Origin of the sequence: Dasania marina DSM 21967 (genome assembly GCF_000373485.1) — a bacterium.
In the GTDB taxonomy this organism is placed as follows: Bacteria; Pseudomonadota; Gammaproteobacteria; order Pseudomonadales; family Dasaniaceae; genus Dasania; species Dasania marina.
In genome coordinates, this window is sequence record NZ_KB891587.1 from 34,971 (window position 1) to 49,867 (window position 14,897).

Here is a 14,897-nt window from a genome sequence, read left to right on the forward strand (position 1 = left end):
GTAAGTTTATTGAAGTAAGGGTATGGCTGACAGCAAACGCTGGGTATAGGGATGCTGTGGCTGCCCATAAAGGCTCTCAGTATCACCTTGCTCGACGACTAGCCCCCGATTCATCACCAACACGCGGTCACACAGGCTGCGCACTACTGATAAATCGTGGGAAATAAACAACATAGTTAAATTATGTTTTTTGACTAGTTCTAATATCAGCTCTAGTATTTGCGCCTGTATGGTTACATCCAAAGCCGACACAGGCTCATCGGCGACAATCAATTCAGGCTTGGTGGCAATGGCACGGCCTATGGCTATACGCTGACGCTGGCCGCCGGAAAATTCATGGGGATATTTACGCAGGCTGTTTCTAGCCAAGCCCACATCATCTAATAACTGCAACACCTGCTCGTGCACATTACGGCTATGGGCCAAGCCATGTAACAGCAGGGGCTCGGCCAGGGTATCAAACACCGTCATGCGCGGGTTGAGCGAGGCATAGGGGTCTTGAAAAATCATTTGCATACGCCGGCGCATACTTTTTAAAGCTTTGGCCGGCAAGCCTACTAATTCAGTGCCATCAAAATTAATAGACCCTGCGGTGACCGGCAATAATTGCAGCAGCGATCGACCTACGGTAGATTTACCTGAACCCGACTCCCCCACCAAGCCGATAATTTCACCACGATTAACCGTGAAGCTAACATCATCAACCGCTTTGTTAATATGTTGCTTGCGTTTAAACAGCGAGCCAGACTGGCTGAAAAAATAGGTTTTCAAACCGCTAACCTTGAGCAACGGACTATCGCCTTTAGACTCTACAGCGGTTTTTGCACCGGATGGTATGGCGGCCAATAGTTTTCGTGTGTAGGCCTGTTGGCTGTGTTTAAAAACGGCATCGCGGCTACCCTGCTCTACCTCATCACCCTGGTACATCACCAACACTTTATCGGCAATATCAGACACCACCGCCAAATCATGGCTAATAAATAACAGCGCAATATTGTGGCGCTGCTGTAACTCCGCAATCAGTTTTAAAATTTGCGCCTGTATGGTGACATCCAAGGCGGTAGTAGGCTCATCGGCTATTAGTAATTTCGGTTCGGTAATCAACGCCATGGCTATCATCACCCGCTGGCGCATGCCACCGGAAAACTGATGGGGATATTGCTGGTAGGCCATACCGGGGTCGTTAATACCCACCTCATCTAATACCGCCAAGGCGCGCTGGCTAGCTTCTTTACGGCTGTAGGCACGGTGATAAACCAAGGGTTCTATTAATTGCTCGCCTACGGTTAAAAACGGATTGAGGCTGGTCATAGGGTCTTGAAAAATCATGGCGATATCGCTGCCGCGAATTTTTCGCAACTGCGCCTCGCTCATACTTAATAAATCCATCCCCTCAAATAACGCACTGCCACTTTCTATACGCCCCGGCGGCTGAGGAATTAAATTTAACAAACTATAACAACACACCGACTTACCCGAACCCGACTCCCCCACTATGGCCAAGGTTTCGCCTTTAGCTATAGTAAAGCTAATATTATTAACCGCGTTCACCACACCATTGCGGGTGTGAAACTTAACCGTTAAATTGTCAACCTCTAGCAACGCCATAACACTTCCAATTATTTATCCACCATCATTTTTCTTCTTTTACTTCTTTTACTAGAGACTAGCGACTACAAACCAGAGACTGCCCCCTAGCGACTGTTCCTATCAATCTTTGCTGGCTCTAGGATCCAAAGCATCACGCAAACCATCACCCAAGAAATTTAACGCAAATAAAGTAATGGATAGGGTCAGCCCCGGGTAAATTAATAACCAGGGGAATTCCTCCATGGTTTCTACGCCGTAAGAAATTAATAAACCCCAGGAACTTTGCGGCGGCTGTATGCCCAAACCCAAGAAGCTTAAAAAGGCTTCCAGCAGCATTACACTAGGAATGGTTAGCGTGGTGTACACAATTACCGGCCCCAAGGTATTGGGAATAATATGGCGACGTATGATGGTCCACGGGGCCAGCCCTATAGAGATGGCCGCCTCTATGTATTCTTGCTGGCGCAAAGACTGCACCTGGCCGCGCACTATCCGCGCCATGGTAAGCCACTCCACCGCACCTATAGCTAAAAACAACAGCAATATGTTTTGGCCAAAAATCACCATCAGCAAAATAATAAAAATCATAAAGGGCAGCGCATATAAAATGTCGACTACGCGCATCATCACCGCATCAACTCGGCCACCTAAATAACCCGCCACGGCGCCATAAACCACGCCTATCAGCAAAGCCACAGCGGTGGCGATAAAACCTACCGTTAAAGAAACTCGGCCGCCGTACATAATACGGGTCAGCAAATCACGGCCCAAGGTATCGGTACCCAGCCAGTGCTCTAGAGAGGGCGGCACCGCGCCCAAAGCCAAATTTTGTTGCTCATAGCCATAAGGCGCCAGCCAAGGGGTGAGCAAGGCGATAATAATTTCAAGTAGTAAAATAATTAATCCTGATAGCGCCAATTTATTTTGACGCAACCTATGCCATGCATCTTGCCAAAGAGAAGTACCTTGCTCGGCACGACTATAAACCTCAACAGCCTCGCTCATGGTTTATCTCCCTGCCCCTGATGACGCAGCTTGGGGTTTAACCAGGTGGCTAAAACATCCGACAGTAAATTAAACAGCACAATGCTCACCGAAAAGAAAATAGTTGTTCCCAAAATCATGGTGTAGTCACGATTGAAAGCAGCTTGCACATAGAAGCGGCCCAAGCCCGGTATTTGAAAAATAGTTTCCACCACAAAGGAACCGCCTAACAAGCCGGCAAAGGCCGGCCCTAAAAATGCCACTACTGGCATTAGGCCACCGCGCAGGGCATGCTTAAGCACCACGATATGTTCCGGCAAACCTTTTGCGCGGGCGGTACGTATATAATCCTGCGTCATCACCTCTAACATACCGGCACGGCTAAGCCTGGCGATATAGGCGGCGTAGCTAGAGCCTAAGGTAATCGCGGGTAAAATTTTATCGCCGGGCATATCACCCCAACCCGAAATAGGCAACCACTCCAAATAAATACCAAACACTAAGACTAATAGCGGGCCTAATAAAAAAGAGGGCATACAAATACCGGCCATGGCTATGCTCATAGGTACATAATCTTGTGGGCTATTGGGTTTTAAGGCGGCCAACACCCCCGCCAACACGCCTATAAGCACCGCGACTAATAAAGCGTATAACCCTAACTCGGCGGTAGTCGACAGGCTGCCAAAAATCATTTCATTAACTGAGCGGCCGGGATACTTGTAAGACGGGCCAAAATCCCCCTGCGCTAAATCACCCAAGTAACCCACGTACTGCTGCCATATTGGCTGGTCTAAGTTGTAACGTGCGTTTAAGGCTTTAAGCACCTGCGGCGGCACTGCCCTGTCATTACTAAAAGGGCCGCCGGGGGCGGAGTGTATTAGAAAAAAAGTGGCGGTAATCACAACAAACAAAACCGGTATGGCTTGTAATAATCGACCACTAATAAATTTCAGCATGATGAACCTATGGCGTCACAGATAATTGCGTTTCTGGCTGTAAATAAATGTATTTATAATAGGGAGTGTCTAATAAGTTACTGCTTATCCCTTTCACACTGGGATGTATTAAATGCTTACTCACATAGGTATAGATGGGAATTATAGGCATAGCATCCAATAATAAGCTTTCAGCTTGCTGTAAGGCGGCATAACGCTGCTGGCGCGTTTCAGCACTGGGCGCTATCGTTTGCACCAGCTCATCATAGCTTTTACTAGACCAACGGGTGCGGTTATTACCGCCATCAGTTAGCCACATATCCAAAAAACTATTGGGGTCTACATAGTCACCTATCCATGAAGCTCTGGCTATTTGATAGTTGCCACTGCTAACGCTATCTAAATACACTTTCCAATCTTGGTTATGTAGACGTATATCTATATTTAATACTTGCTTCCACATTTGCTGTATCGCTACTGCCACCTGACGGTGCTGTTCGCTGGTATTGTAAATAATTTCAGTTACCGGAAAGCCCACACCATTGCCGTAACCGGCCGCGGCTAGCAAGGCACGGGCGGCCTCGGGATCGTAACGTAAATCGCTGGCGGCGGTATAACCCAAGGTATTAGGCGGGGTGATACTATAAGCAGGTAATTGCCCAGCCTTTAAGATGCTGTTAACAATGGCATCCCTATCAATACTCATAGCTAGAGCCTTGCGCACCCGCACATCACTTAAATGTGGCAAGCCTGTATTCAGCCTATAAAAGTACGTACCTAAATAAGGCGACACTCTAATTTTCTGGGGTTTATCTCGCTGGTAAATAGCAATTTTTTCGGTGGGCACATCGTTGGTATAGTGCAGTTGGCTTACTCTAAACATACGTTCTTCGGTGGTGATATTTTCGGTGGGATAAAAATAAATACCGTTTAACTTAACCGTATTGGCGTCCCAGTAAAGTGGATTCTTTGTTACCTTTAGCACTTTGTTTAAATCCCATTGCTGCAACACAAAGGGACCATTACCGACAAAATTTCCGGCGCGGGTCCACAGCGTGCCCGCCTCACCTGGCTGGCCAAACTTTTCTATGGTGGCTCTATGCACGGGATACATGGCGTAATGATCGAGTAGTTGCAGGAAGAACGGGGTGGGGTTATTTAAGGTCACTTGCAACGTTAGTGGTGCTATAGCCTTAACCCCTACCTGCGAAAAGTCACTAAGCTCGCCATTGGCAAAGGCCTCGGCATTGACTATAGGAAAATACATATAAGCATATTGATTACCCAGCTCGGGCAACAAAGCCCGCTGCCAAGACCAAACGAAGTCCTCGGCAGTCATCGTGTCACCATTAGACCAGCGCGCCGTAGCGCGTAGCTGAAAGGTATAGACCTTCGCATCGTCACTAACTGTCCAGCTCTCGGCTACCGCAGGCTCAGGCTCTAAGGTTTCGGGGTTTTTACTAATCAGCCCCTCTAATAAGGCCGTTATTATATGATGCTCCGGTACTCCGGTTACCACGTGGGGGTCTAACTCTTGCGGCTCGGTGCCATTACCAAAATGTAAAATGCCCTCTCTATTACCCTTACTAACATTGCTTTCACCGCCACCGCAGGCCGACAACCCCAAGAACATTACCCATATGCACAGTAACCTAGGCCAAGTTTTAAACATGATTAACGCCTTTAACCTTTGCTATGCACTAAGTGCATTATTGTTTTTATACCTAAGAGAGACGCATGAGGGTGCTATACCCTCAAGCAACTCAGCACTGCTGTTAAAAAAGCTGGCTCGTAACTATTGTCAACAACAGTGAATCGGCTAGACTTATAAACTACAACTAAGGTCTGCAACTAGCAGCCCCACTAACAACCCTAAGTTAACGTCTATTATTATGAAGAGTATACGCAAGCGCCAATCTTTAGCCTCAGTATTTATCCTAGCCCTGCCACTGCTAGCACTACTAAGTGCCTGCCAAAGCACGACCACCACAACGGCCCCCGCTTTTAAGCGCCACACCATTACTACCGTTAGCAAAGCCAGCAGCAATTTTAAACCCCGCAGCGGTGATATATTCACCTGGCAAGGGGATCTCAAGGTGATGGATGCCGGCCAAGATACACCGCCCACGCAGCAAACCGAGTTGATACAACAAGAGCTTAACCAGCAATTAAGTAGTAAAGGCTATCATATACAAAACGATAATGATGATGGCGATTACTATTTACAAGGCATAGTCACTTATAGTCACCGAGCCCAAAATAATAATTTGCAGCAACATTACGGCATAGATGCCGGCCTGGGTAGTGACAATAATGCCGAACAAAGGGGCAGCTTATTATTAATTATTAACAAACCCAACGGCAAAACCGCCTGGCGCGGCGAGGTAGAAATATACATAGAGCCCACGCTAAGCGCAGAGTTACGCAAACAGCGCTTAAAAGCCGCACTACAGTCCATGCTGGCCAGTTTGCCGGATGCACTCTAAGTTTTACATACAGGGTTATGCGCAGCCTTTAACTCAGCACATAATCATTAAAATAAGAGGCTAGTTGCTCAGGCTCTACTGGCCGGCCATAAAAATAGCCCTGGCCGCGCTCACAGCCCTCCGCCGCTAAAAAGTCTTGTTGCTCCTGAGTCTCCACACCTTCAGCTACTACTGTTAAATTCAGGCTATGGGCCATAGCTATCATGGCCTTAACCAACATAGCGCTTTCTGTTTCTTCTAGCACTAAGTCCATAAAGCTTTTATCAATCTTCAACACATCCACAGACATTTTTTGTAAATAACTTAACGATGAATAACCAGTGCCAAAATCATCTATTGCCAGATGCACGCCTAAATCAGAAAGAGTATCTAAGGTATGTATTATTTGCTCAGTACTTTCTATAAAAATCTTCTCGGTCAACTCCAACTGTATTTTTTTCGGGTCTAAAGCGTAGCGCTGCAAACAAGCACTTAAATGCGTCAAAAAATCCTCTTCACGCAGTTGTGCCGGAGAGACATTAATAGACATCGATAAGTCCAAGCCCTGCTGATGCCATTGCTGCAATTGCTGACAGGCCCCTTCTAATACATAGCCACCCAAGGGAACGATTAAACCAGTTTGCTCGGCCAAGGGGATAAAGTCGTCAGGAAAAACCAGTGAGCCATCGGCTCTGCGCCAGCGCACCAAGGCCTCCACCCCCACCATAGCTTGATGCTTTACATTAAATATAGGTTGATACACCAAAAACAATTCCCGCTCATTAATGGCTTTGCGCAAGTCCACTTCCATTTGCAGTGCAGCCTTTAACTTGGCGTTCATAACTGGCGCGTAATAACTGAGCTGGTTGCGACCTGCACGCTTAGCATGATACATCGCGGTATCAGCATTCATCATTAAGGTTTCGTCGCTATCGCCGTCCTCTGGGTACATAGCTATGCCTATGCTACCCGACAAATAGACCTCGCCATGTTCCAGCGCAAAAGGCTTAGCTAATTCTTTTAATACCCGATTAGCGACTTGATCAAATAAAGGGCTGCCGGTTTCGGCTAGTAGCAGCAATACAAACTCATCGCCCCCCAAACGTGCGGCGGTATCTGTTTCTCTTATGCTATCGCGTATCCGTTTAGCCGCTTCTTGCAACACGTGGTCGCCAGCACTATGACCCAGAGAGTCATTAATATTTTTAAAGTTATCTAAGTCGATAAACATCAACGCGCAACTGCTTTGATTGCGGGCGCTGGTTTTCAAACCTTGGGCTAGGCGGTTTTGAAATAAACTGCGGTTGGGCAACTGGGTTAACTCATCATAATTAGCCCGGTACCAAGACTCTTGCTCCACCGCTTTACGTTCAGTAACATCGTTGGCACTAAAAATATAACGCGGTTCGCTATCTGTGCTGCGATGCTGCCTGGCGCAGACTACAAACAACCAGTTGATATCACCTTTATAGTCCAGCACTCTAAACTCATGGCCTTTAGGGTCGTTATCAACTTTGCTATTTTCAAAAAAGGCCCGCATTACTTCACGATCACGCTCGGCCACTAAATCATATAAGCTCAGCACCTTGTCCTTATTAAGCGTTCGCCCCAATAGGCTTTTAAAACGTTTATTAGCATAAACAATGTGAGCCTTGTGATTGGTTTCCCACATTAATACCGGCGCATCATCAGCCATGGACTGAAAATATTGCTGGCTGTTTTTTAGCAACGCAGCCTCAATCGTCATATTTTCTACTTTCATAGAAGTAGCACGAAAACGCCGCAGCATAAAGCCAGCCAGTATCACAGCACATAAAAATAATGGCGAAGCCCATTTAAGGGATTGCAACAGCAGACCCCTGCCGGGAAGATCCAAGGTCCAGGAAATATAACCGAGAGTATTACCGTGGTTATCCTCTATAGGCAACGACACATAATTCGACTTATCGTTAGCGCTTGTTGACCACTGCATATCTAACAGGCCAATTTCCTCGGCGATTTCACTGCGAGAATCATTAAAACTACGTATAAATAGTAAACTGGGGCGCAGGCTACCCGGAGGTAAAACCTGTTGAGGGTCTTCATTGCTCATAGCGCATGCGGCCACCCAATACAGCTCAGCACCGCGGATAATAAAACCACTATAGGGTATAGGCTCTATCAGTGGTGAGGCCTGCGTTTGATTGATTAGCAGCTGTAAGGCCTGAGCATCAAAACCCAGATAATCATCAGCGGGCACTTCTTTGCCATAGCGCTCTGCATATGCAGGCTGATAATTTTCCTCTAGCACTAACACTCCAGCCAAACCGTAGCTATCAGCTAGGTAGTCTCGAAAGTTAATCGCCAGCCATTCCTCGCTTTTATTCACCAGTATATTTTCTATGCTATGCGACCACCAGGCAGAATCCTTAGTTTGCACAGCCAAGGTTTTACCCACACGCCGCAACTGGCTTTCGGTGGAGGTGATGGAGTGCTGAACTTTTTCTTTATCAACCGTATCGGCAAAGTGCCACAATAAAGCGGTAATAATGACAATAAAGCCAATGGATACCCACAGAAAAGACAGAGCCAGCTGCCTAAACAGGTTGGCGAGTTTACTATCGGTTTGCTTGCGCTGCAGCTTAGTACGGTGAGGCGCGCGCGGCTCATTCTCAGCATCACTGTCAGCCACAGTGAGACCAAGCCCTCAACGGGCTAAAATAGTCACTAAACAAAGTCAATACACCTACTATTATAAAAAAGTACAACGGCCAGTCCGGCCACTATATTATTGATAAATAACATGTTTACTGTAGCAGTTACGACCCTTTTTGCGAATATAAAGACATTTAACTACAGTAAGAGCCTGTACTCAGGCTCGTGAAAGTCTAGGGATAAATCGCCATTTAAGAACGGCCTCACCAGCAGTGCCGCCCAAACACCTAAAGGCTATTGTCACAACAGTGTTTCCCGCGCTAAGGTGTGGCTAGCATTGCTGAATGCTACTATGGCTAAGTATATAACCCCCTACTAATTCACCTCATTAATAACAAGAGTTAGCTTATGACCCATTCAACACCGGCCGTCGACCCAGGCGGTATGCAAGAGTTTTCAGTCGTATTTACCGACCGTTCGCTCAATCATATGTCACAAAAATTCCAAGCGGTAATGCGCGACATTTCAACCACTTTAAAAAAGGTTTATAAGGCCCAAGGCGTAGCACTAATACCCGGTGGTGGCACCTATGGCATGGAAGCTGTCGCCAGACAGTTCGCTAATAATGAAAAATGCCTAGTCGTGCGCAATGGCTGGTTTAGCTTCCGCTGGAGCCAAATTTTAGAGATGGGCAACATTCCTTCAGCCACCACGGTAATGAAGGCGCGCACTATAGAAGACGGCCCACAAGCGGCCTTCGCGCCCTGCCCCATAGCAGAAGTAGTCGCCGCCATTAAAGCCGACAAACCAGCGGTGGTGTTTGCCCCCCACGTGGAAACCTCCTCAGGCATCATTTTACCCGATGACTATATACAGCAAATGGCCGCCGCCACCCATGAAGTGGGCGGTTTAATGGTCTTAGACTGCATAGCCTCGGGCTGCGCCTGGGTAGATATGCAAGCCACCGGTGTTGACCTATTGATTAGCGCGCCGCAAAAAGGCTGGAGCGCCTCACCTTGCAGCGGTCTAGTGATGATGAGCGACCGCGCCCTAGAAAAAATCGAAAACACCACCAGTAGCAGCTTTGCCTGTGACCTGAAAAAGTGGAAAGAGATTATGAACGCCTATGAAAATGGCGGCCATGCCTATCACGCCACCCTACCTACCGACTCGCTGGTGCGCTTTCATGAGATCATGCAAGAAACCGAACAGCTGGGCTTTGATAAGGTACGCCAGCAACAATTTGCCTTGGCAGATAGTGTCTGTGGTTTACTGCACAGCAAAGGCTTTAAAAGCGTCGCCGCGCCGGGCTTTCAAGCCCCTGGTGTTATTGTCTGCTACACCGATGACAGTCTGATTCAAAACGGTAAAAAGTTTGCCGACATAGGCGTGCAAATTGCCGCCGGGGTACCGCTGCAATGCGATGAACCTGCCGATTACTCAACCTTTCGCATAGGTTTATTTGGCTTGGATAAACTTAACGACATAACCGGCACCACCGCTAGACTAGAGCAGGCGTTAAACCAAATCGTTTAAGCACGAGTTGCAACACTAACGCGCTGACACAAAACAGCAACCGAGCTTAACGCTCGGTTTTTTTATGGCCGCAAACTAGGATAGAATGCGGCACAGTTTTCGCCCTCCATTATAAGCCCTGCTTGAGAACCCCTATGACTGACAGCACCCTACACGCCCTGTTTTCACCGGTTAGCTTTGGCACTGGCGAACTGCCCAACCGCATAGTCATGTCACCCATGTCGCGGGAGCACTGTGAGGGCGGCGTACCCGGCCCGCAGGTGGCCGATTACTACCGCCGCCGCGTAGAAGGCGGGGTGGGTTTAATTATTACTGAAGGCACTTTTATAGATCACCAAGGAGCCAGTGCCTACCCCGACAATATGCCGCGCTTTTATGGCGACGACGCCTTAGCGGGCTGGGCTGAAGTGCTCAGTGCTGTGCATCGTGCGGGTGGTAAAATTATCCCCCAGCTATGGCATGTGGGTGCGGTGAGACGCCCCGGCGCTGCCGGACCCAACCCCAGCGCCCCAGGTTACGGCCCCATGGAGCTACGCGGTAAAGATGACCAACTCAAAGTAAAAGCCATGAGCCAGCAAGACATAGACGATGTTACCTCTGCTTATGTAAAGGCCGCTCTACAGGCCGAGAGCATGGGCTTTGACGGTATAGAAATACACGCTGCGCACGGCTATTTAATTGATCAATTCTTTTGGGCCGAGATGAATCAACGCAACGACCAATATGGCGGCTCTTTAGAAAACCGGCTGCGCCTTGGCTGCGACGTTGTTAGCGCGATACGGGCAGTGGTCAGTAAAGACTTCCCCATCGTATTTCGCTTTTCACAGTGGAAGCAGCAAGACTATAAGGCGACTATCGCCAGCAACCCCGATGAGCTGTCGATTATTGTGAATCACTTGGCCAAGGCCGGGGTGGATATCTTCCACGTCAGTACCCGTCGCTTTTGGCAACCGGCTTTTGCCGACTCACCGTTAACCATGGCGGCTTGGGTGAAGAAACTCAGCGGCAAGCCGGTAATAGCGGTAGGTAGCGTGGGTTTAGATACCGAGTTTGGCTGGGAGCTATGGAGCCAGCCCGAGGAGCGTCATTTATCGAAGGTGTCGAACGTACAGCAGTTGGGGGATGGCCTACACAATCAAGATTTTGATTTTATTGCGGTGGGCCGCGCGCTGATTGCCGATGCGGAATGGGCTAATAAAGTTCGTGAGCAGCGCATCAATGAAATTACGCCCTTTGAGCGCAGCTGCTTAGATACGCTTGTATAAGCTTGCGCCGGCTACCAGATCGTTGACCGTTTGTAATAAGTCAGCAAAGTCAAAAGGCTTTCTTATCACCGAATGTGACCCTAAAATAGTGGCAATTTTAAGACAGTCTTTGCCCATTTCCGTTGTTTCCGGCATGCCGCTAATCGCAATAATTTTAGTTGCCAGGCCGGAATTAGTTAAAGCCTGAATAACTTCATAGCCATCCCTATTCGGCATGAAGATATCGGTTAGCACGCAGTCAAAGTATTGCTTAGCTATTTGCCGTATCGCATCCTCACCATCCACAGCCGTAACAACCTCATAGCCCTCATGCATTAGCTTTTCAGCCATCATCTGGCGCAACACATCATCATCCTCTACTACCAGTAAACGCATTTATTCCCCTCCTGCAGACTTCAACATCACATCCTTGCACTCTGGGCAAAGACCATGGCTAATACGCTGGCCTTTATAACGATCTGAAAACAAATAGAGCCTATCAATCGCCTCTTCAACTTCGACCCACAACTTACTAGACACCTTAAACTGATTACACCAACTGCACATACAGATCATTTCAGGGTGGCCAGCATCAAGCCGATGGTCTTTCAAAAAATCAATGCGCCCCCTAGGCTCTTCCTTGGTCAAACAACTATTAAAGCTGAGTAAACCGTGAGTAACAGGCGTTATCGTCATCGTTAAATACCGGCGTTTATCAGCGGAGTCACACCTAAACGGCAAGCTTACCCCCAAACCACTCGCGCGCACGCGACTAATTAATAACTCGGTTAATAGCTTGGTTTCTTCACCGTCAATATATTGCGACAAAGGGCTATTAATAAGCACCTTGCTATCAAAATCCCAGTCATTATCACGGGCAAAATTAATAAAAGACTGATTAACCGCAACAATGTGATTGTTATTATTTAAGGTATATTGAACGTCACCCATAGCATTACTCACACCTATAGCGCTCTCTTTTTAATGTAGATAACAGATTTAAAAAACAGGATTAAGCAACAGGCTACAATCACAGCCCCAGAGATACCGTCATATCCTTATTTTTGTACCACAGCATCCTGAGCAAATACGGTTTAGCAACACGGCCTTAATGGCCGATGTAGGTGTAAGCTAACATACTCTACCTAGCGTGGATTCAATGATTTAACAATTATAAAAGCATCCAATATAGCTAGCCGTTATATCCTTTGCCGCAACACCTCTAACACAATAGCTCAGCCAAGCAATAAGCGCCAACAGAACGGTCAGCCCTGTTTTATTTTTCAGTTAAGCCTAGCGCTAGCTGCGGCCATCATAGGGAATAAAAGCTTAGCGCTTGGCCGCATGCATATATAGAAACTGTAATGCCAGCGAGGCGCCGGCTAGGGAGGTGATTTCTGCATGATCGTAAGCTGGGGCCACTTCTACCAAATCGTAACCGACGATATTTAAGTCGGCTATGCCGCGTAAAATCTGTAAAACCTTGTTACTACTCAGGCCACCCACCACGGGCGTGCCCGTGCCGGGCGCGTAGGCCGGGTCTAGGGCATCGATATCAAAACTTAAGTAAGCAGGGCGATCACCCACTCGCGCTTTAATCGCTGCCACTGTTGCCGCTACTGACTGCTCATTGACGGTGTCGGCATCCAACACTTGGTAGCCGTGGCCCTCGGGGTTGTATTCTGTGCGTATGCCAATTTGCACGGAGCGTTCGGGGTCTACCAAGCCCTCTTTAGGGGCGTGATAAAACATGGTGCCGTGGGAGTATTTCACCTCTTCTTTATAGGTGTCGGTGTGGGCATCAAAATGAATCAGCGATAACTTGCCATGGATTTTGGCGTGAGCGCGTAGCAACGGTAAGGTAACAAAGTGATCGCCCCCTAAACTTAGCAGGGTTTTGCCCGCAGCGAGTATTTTACTGGCCTCAGCTTCGACCAATTCCAGCATAGCCTCGCTATTGCCGCATTCAAATTGCACATCGCCGTAGTCTATAACCGTGATTTTATCGTCTATAGAAAATGACCAAGGCCAACGCTTTTCTTCCCAGCGCAGGTTGCCGCTAGCTTGGCGTATACCATTGGGGCCGCCACGGGTACCCGCTCGGCCACTGGTGGCCAAGTCGTAAGGTATACCCATAACCACCACATCAACGTCATCATCCGCTAGGTCACGGGAAAGGGGAAAACCCATATAGCTGAAGATATTGCCGTAAATGCCGTATTCTTCGGCTAAAAACTCTGGCTGCTTGTTGCTCATTGGTGGGGCCTCCTGCTGTAATCTAGTTACCAACAAAAACGGGCAACCTAAGTTACCCGTCTGTTTTAACTGCTACTAGTGTAGTGCAGTATTGAGCTTGGCTTTAAAGCTCGGCCAAAAACTCAGCCTAAAATTCAACGACTGAGCGTATGCTTTCGCCGGAGTGCATTAAATCAAAGGCTTTGTTAATGTCCTGCAAAGGCATTTTATGAGTGATTAAATCTTTAATATTGATTTTTCCATCCATAAACCAGTCCACTACCTTAGGCACGTCAGTTCGACCACGGGCACCACCAAAAGCCGTACCACGCCAGACTCGGCCGGTCACTAACTGGAAGGGCCTGGTGCTAATTTCTTGGCCGGCACCCGCCACACCGATGATGTAAGACTCCCCCCAACCTTTGTGGCAGCACTCTAAGGCCTGACGCATGGTATTAACATTACCTATGCACTCAAAGCTGTAGTCAGCACCGCCGTCGGTAGCCTGCACTATGGCATCAACTACATTGTCGACTTCCTTGGGGTTGATAAAGTCGGTCATGCCAAACTGCTTGGCAATGGCAACCTTAGAAGGGTTGATGTCGACACCAATAATCTTATTGGCCCCCACCATCTTGGCGCCCTGAATCACATTCAAGCCTATGCCACCCAAACCAAACACCACCACATTGGAGCCGGGCTCAACCTTGGCATCAAAGGCCACCACACCCACGCCGGTAGTAACACCACAGCCTATATAACAGGCTAAATCGAAGGGCGCGTCTTTACGGATTTTGGCTAGGGAAATTTCTGGCAATACCGTGAAGTTAGAGAAAGTAGAGCACCCCATATAGTGCAAAATTGGCTCGCCATCTAAAGAAAAGCGGCTGGTACCGTCGGGCATTAGACCCTGGCCCTGAGTGGCGCGTACCGCTTGGCATAAATTGGTTTTGGGGTTTAAACAAAATTTACAGTTGCGACACTCGGCCGTGTATAGCGGGATAACATGATCGCCAGGCTTTAGCGAGGTAACACCTTTACCCACTTCACGTACTATGCCCGCACCTTCGTGTCCTAAAATCGCCGGGAAGGCCCCTTCGGGGTCATCACCTGACAGGGTAAATGCATCGGTATGGCACACACCGGTGGCCATAATTTCTACTAATACTTCGCCCGCCTGTGGGCCCTGTAAATCAACTTCAACTATCTCTAAGGGTTTACCCGCTTGAAAGGCAACTGCCGCACGCGTTTTCATTTTTTATCCTCTAGATGTC

At 48.0% G+C, this 14,897-nt stretch carries 12 protein-coding genes; 3 read left to right on the plus strand and 9 right to left on the minus strand.

The genetic code is table 11. The annotated features are described in order from the left end of the window. Positions 1-6: 6 nt before the first annotated feature. The 4 genes from B067_RS0115355 to B067_RS0115370 all read right to left on the minus strand — a co-directional run bounded on the left by B067_RS0115355 (position 7) and on the right by B067_RS0115370 (position 5,181). Complete coding sequence (locus B067_RS0115355) at positions 7-1,608, minus strand: ABC transporter ATP-binding protein (RefSeq protein ID WP_019530978.1); 1,602 nt, start codon at positions 1,606-1,608, stop codon at positions 7-9. 102 nt (positions 1,609-1,710) lie between these two features. Then, on the minus strand, positions 1,711-2,595 hold the full coding sequence (locus tag B067_RS0115360; RefSeq protein WP_019530979.1) for an ABC transporter permease: 885 nt from the start codon (positions 2,593-2,595) through the stop codon (positions 1,711-1,713). Beyond that, positions 2,592-3,530, minus strand: a complete 939-nt coding sequence (locus tag B067_RS0115365; protein WP_019530980.1) for an ABC transporter permease — start codon at positions 3,528-3,530, stop codon at positions 2,592-2,594. The genes B067_RS0115360 and B067_RS0115365 overlap by 4 nt, the downstream gene beginning before the upstream one ends. A 7-nt stretch (positions 3,531-3,537) precedes the next feature. Next, positions 3,538-5,181 carry a peptide ABC transporter substrate-binding protein gene (locus B067_RS0115370; RefSeq protein ID WP_019530981.1) on the minus strand — a complete coding sequence of 548 codons (1,644 nt, stop codon included), beginning with the start codon at positions 5,179-5,181 and terminating at the stop codon, positions 3,538-3,540. A 220-nt stretch (positions 5,182-5,401) separates the two neighbouring features. Between B067_RS0115370 and B067_RS0115380 the strand changes: the two genes are divergently transcribed. Further along, on the plus strand, positions 5,402-5,995 hold the full coding sequence (locus B067_RS0115380; RefSeq protein WP_019530983.1) for a DUF4136 domain-containing protein: 594 nt from the start codon (positions 5,402-5,404) through the stop codon (positions 5,993-5,995). A gap of 28 nt (positions 5,996-6,023) precedes the next feature. On the opposite strand, the gene B067_RS21430 is transcribed toward B067_RS0115380, so the two are convergent. Further along, positions 6,024-8,645 carry a sensor domain-containing protein gene (locus B067_RS21430; RefSeq protein WP_019530984.1) on the minus strand — a complete coding sequence of 874 codons (2,622 nt, stop codon included), beginning with the start codon at positions 8,643-8,645 and terminating at the stop codon, positions 6,024-6,026. Positions 8,646-9,016: 371 nt separating this feature from the next. On the opposite strand from B067_RS21430, the gene B067_RS0115390 reads away from it, so the two are divergent. Both B067_RS0115390 and B067_RS0115395 read left to right on the plus strand, forming a co-directional pair. Further along, a complete protein-coding gene (locus B067_RS0115390) occupies positions 9,017-10,144 on the plus strand; it encodes an aminotransferase class V-fold PLP-dependent enzyme (RefSeq protein WP_019530985.1) in 1,128 nt (375 codons plus the stop codon). Positions 10,145-10,278: 134 nt separating this feature from the next. Beyond that, positions 10,279-11,409 carry an NADH:flavin oxidoreductase gene (locus B067_RS0115395; RefSeq protein WP_019530986.1) on the plus strand — a complete coding sequence of 377 codons (1,131 nt, stop codon included), beginning with the start codon at positions 10,279-10,281 and terminating at the stop codon, positions 11,407-11,409. Here the strand turns inward: B067_RS0115395 and B067_RS0115400 are convergent. From B067_RS0115400 to B067_RS0115415, 4 genes are all read right to left on the minus strand, one after another. Continuing rightward, positions 11,392-11,784, minus strand: a complete 393-nt coding sequence (locus tag B067_RS0115400; RefSeq protein WP_019530987.1) for a response regulator — start codon at positions 11,782-11,784, stop codon at positions 11,392-11,394. The genes B067_RS0115395 and B067_RS0115400 overlap by 18 nt on opposite strands. Further along, positions 11,785-12,339 (minus strand): hypothetical protein, encoded by a 555-nt coding sequence (locus B067_RS0115405; protein WP_019530988.1) that lies wholly within the window; start codon positions 12,337-12,339, stop codon positions 11,785-11,787. Between the two features lie 378 nt (positions 12,340-12,717). Further along, the gene (speB, locus tag B067_RS0115410) at positions 12,718-13,644 is read right to left on the minus strand and encodes an agmatinase (RefSeq protein WP_019530989.1); all 927 of its coding nucleotides are present in this window, start codon (positions 13,642-13,644) and stop codon (positions 12,718-12,720) included. A gap of 127 nt (positions 13,645-13,771) precedes the next feature. Then, a complete protein-coding gene (locus tag B067_RS0115415; RefSeq protein ID WP_019530990.1) occupies positions 13,772-14,878 on the minus strand; it encodes an S-(hydroxymethyl)glutathione dehydrogenase/class III alcohol dehydrogenase in 1,107 nt (368 codons plus the stop codon). Positions 14,879-14,897 lie beyond the last annotated feature (19 nt).

Bases quoted from the DNA above. Each gene is read 5' to 3' on its own strand.
- B067_RS0115355 (WP_019530978.1), bottom strand. From the start codon at position 1,608: ATGGCGTTGCTAGAGGTTGACAATTTAACGGTTAAGTTTCACACCCGC.
- B067_RS0115360 (WP_019530979.1), bottom strand. From the start codon at position 2,595: ATGAGCGAGGCTGTTGAGGTTTATAGTCGTGCCGAGCAAGGTACTTCT.
- B067_RS0115365 (WP_019530980.1), bottom strand. From the start codon at position 3,530: ATGCTGAAATTTATTAGTGGTCGATTATTACAAGCCATACCGGTTTTG.
- B067_RS0115370 (WP_019530981.1), bottom strand. From the start codon at position 5,181: ATGTTTAAAACTTGGCCTAGGTTACTGTGCATATGGGTAATGTTCTTG.
- B067_RS0115380 (WP_019530983.1), top strand. From the start codon at position 5,402: ATGAAGAGTATACGCAAGCGCCAATCTTTAGCCTCAGTATTTATCCTA.
- B067_RS0115390 (WP_019530985.1), top strand. From the start codon at position 9,017: ATGACCCATTCAACACCGGCCGTCGACCCAGGCGGTATGCAAGAGTTT.
- B067_RS0115395 (WP_019530986.1), top strand. From the start codon at position 10,279: ATGACTGACAGCACCCTACACGCCCTGTTTTCACCGGTTAGCTTTGGC.
- B067_RS0115400 (WP_019530987.1), bottom strand. From the start codon at position 11,784: ATGCGTTTACTGGTAGTAGAGGATGATGATGTGTTGCGCCAGATGATG.
- B067_RS0115405 (WP_019530988.1), bottom strand. From the start codon at position 12,339: ATGGGTGACGTTCAATATACCTTAAATAATAACAATCACATTGTTGCG.
- speB (WP_019530989.1), bottom strand. From the start codon at position 13,644: ATGAGCAACAAGCAGCCAGAGTTTTTAGCCGAAGAATACGGCATTTAC.
- B067_RS0115415 (WP_019530990.1), bottom strand. From the start codon at position 14,878: ATGAAAACGCGTGCGGCAGTTGCCTTTCAAGCGGGTAAACCCTTAGAG.